This is a genomic window from Mesorhizobium sp. M4A.F.Ca.ET.020.02.1.1, assembly GCF_004022645.1.
Classification (GTDB): Bacteria; Pseudomonadota; Alphaproteobacteria; order Rhizobiales; family Rhizobiaceae; genus Mesorhizobium.
On sequence record NZ_RZOI01001066.1, the window covers coordinates 1 to 1,468 of the forward strand.

The window sequence follows — 1,468 nt, forward strand, 5'->3', positions numbered from 1 at the left end:
AGCGGCATGGCCGGATCGACGATGGAACTGGCTTGCGGCCGACGGCTTGCCTTCACTGAACCCTACGTGTCGCCTTCACATATACTGCGATCGCTGGCCGCGACGGCATGCGCTGGACCCTTCATGCTCGCCAACGATGCGCTGGATGCCCACAGACGGGGCCGCATCACCATGCTTGCGCTGATTTCCTGCGGCTGCACGACGATAGCCTGGACGCTGGCGCTGGGTATCGTCCTGCTCGCCATTGCATCCTGGGCGACCGGTCTCCTAGGGTCGGCTCACTTCCCAGCGTGAGACGATTCGGAGACGGACAATGCCGACCTATACGATCGACGGAAAGGCTCCCACCTTCGAGGACGCCGACAGCAACTGGATCGCGCCGGACGCGACGCTGATCGGCGACATCAGCATCGGCCGCGATGCCGGCTTCTGGTTCGGTGTCGTCATCCGCGGCGACAACGAGCCGATCACCGTCGGCGCCGAGACCAATGTCCAGGAGCATACGGTGATGCACACCGATCCGGGCTTTCCGCTGACTATCGGCACGGGCTGCACGATCGGCCACCGGGCGCTGCTGCATGGCTGCACGATCGGCGACAACAGCCTGATCGGCATGGGCGCCATCGTGCTCAACGGGGCAAGGATCGGCAGGAACTCGCTGGTCGGCGCCGGCGCACTGGTTACCGAGGGCAAGGTCTTTCCCGACAATTCGCTGATCGTCGGCTCGCCCGCCCGCGTGGTGCGGGAACTTGACGAAGCGGCCGTCGCCAGGCTACGCGGCTCGGCGGCGCACTACGTCGCAAACGGCAAGCGCTTCAAGGCCGGGCTGAAGAAGGCCTGAGTCCGCGACAGGTGGCGGGCATTGGCATCTCTCAGTGTTCATCCCGGCCAGGATTCGACACAGGCTTATCCAGCGCCCCGCGCAGCAATGCGGCGCCGGTTTCAAAGCCGGCATCGTCCGCTTCCTCCAGCGCCGTCGAACAATCATCGATGCGGGTCCTGAGCGCCGGGTCCGCGCCGGCCGCGAGAAGCAGGCGTATCGCCTCTACATCACGCATCGCCACCGCGTAGTGAAGCGGCGTCCAGTCGTTGACGCCGCGCATGTCGGGATCGGCGCCATGCTCGATGAGGGTACGGATGACGTCGTGCCTGTCTCGCCGCTCGGTCGACAGCGCTGCGATGATGGAAGGGAACCCGGCATGGTCCGCATAGTTCGGATTCGAGCCCGCCTCGATCAGCGCCGAGATGAAGGCAAGCGGGCTCCAGTAGATCGCGTACTCCAGCGGGTGGCCAAGGCCGAGCTCGAACGGCATGCGTTCGTCGAACCAGCACGGCGCGCCGCCCAGGGCCGTGCCGAGAACCTCAAAGTCGCCGGCTTTGAAGGCATCGTCGATGGCCTTGAACAGCCGATGACGCTCACACCGGTCGTCGGGGATCTCCAGCATGGCTCTGATCCGCAATGATTGAC

Annotated in this window: 3 protein-coding genes; 2 read left to right on the top strand and 1 reads right to left on the bottom strand. The window is 65.1% G+C overall.

The features are described from left to right. Together EN742_RS34845 and EN742_RS34850 are read left to right on the top strand one after the other, a co-directional pair. Nucleotides 1-294 (top strand): hypothetical protein (locus tag EN742_RS34845; RefSeq protein WP_128333870.1); only part of this gene is annotated, 294 nt, incomplete at its 5' end. 19 nt (nucleotides 295-313) lie between these two features. Continuing rightward, nucleotides 314-841, top strand: a complete 528-nt coding sequence (locus EN742_RS34850; protein ID WP_126054351.1) for a gamma carbonic anhydrase family protein — start codon at nucleotides 314-316, stop codon at nucleotides 839-841. 31 nt (nucleotides 842-872) lie between these two features. On the opposite strand, the gene EN742_RS34855 is transcribed toward EN742_RS34850, so the two are convergent. Further along, nucleotides 873-1,468: ankyrin repeat domain-containing protein (locus EN742_RS34855; RefSeq protein ID WP_245492478.1), on the bottom strand; the 596-nt coding region annotated here is incomplete at its 5' end.

Coding starts and splice junctions, on each gene's coding strand:
- EN742_RS34850 (WP_126054351.1), top strand. CDS start 314: ATGCCGACCTATACGATCGACGGAAAGGCTCCCACCTTCGAGGACGCC.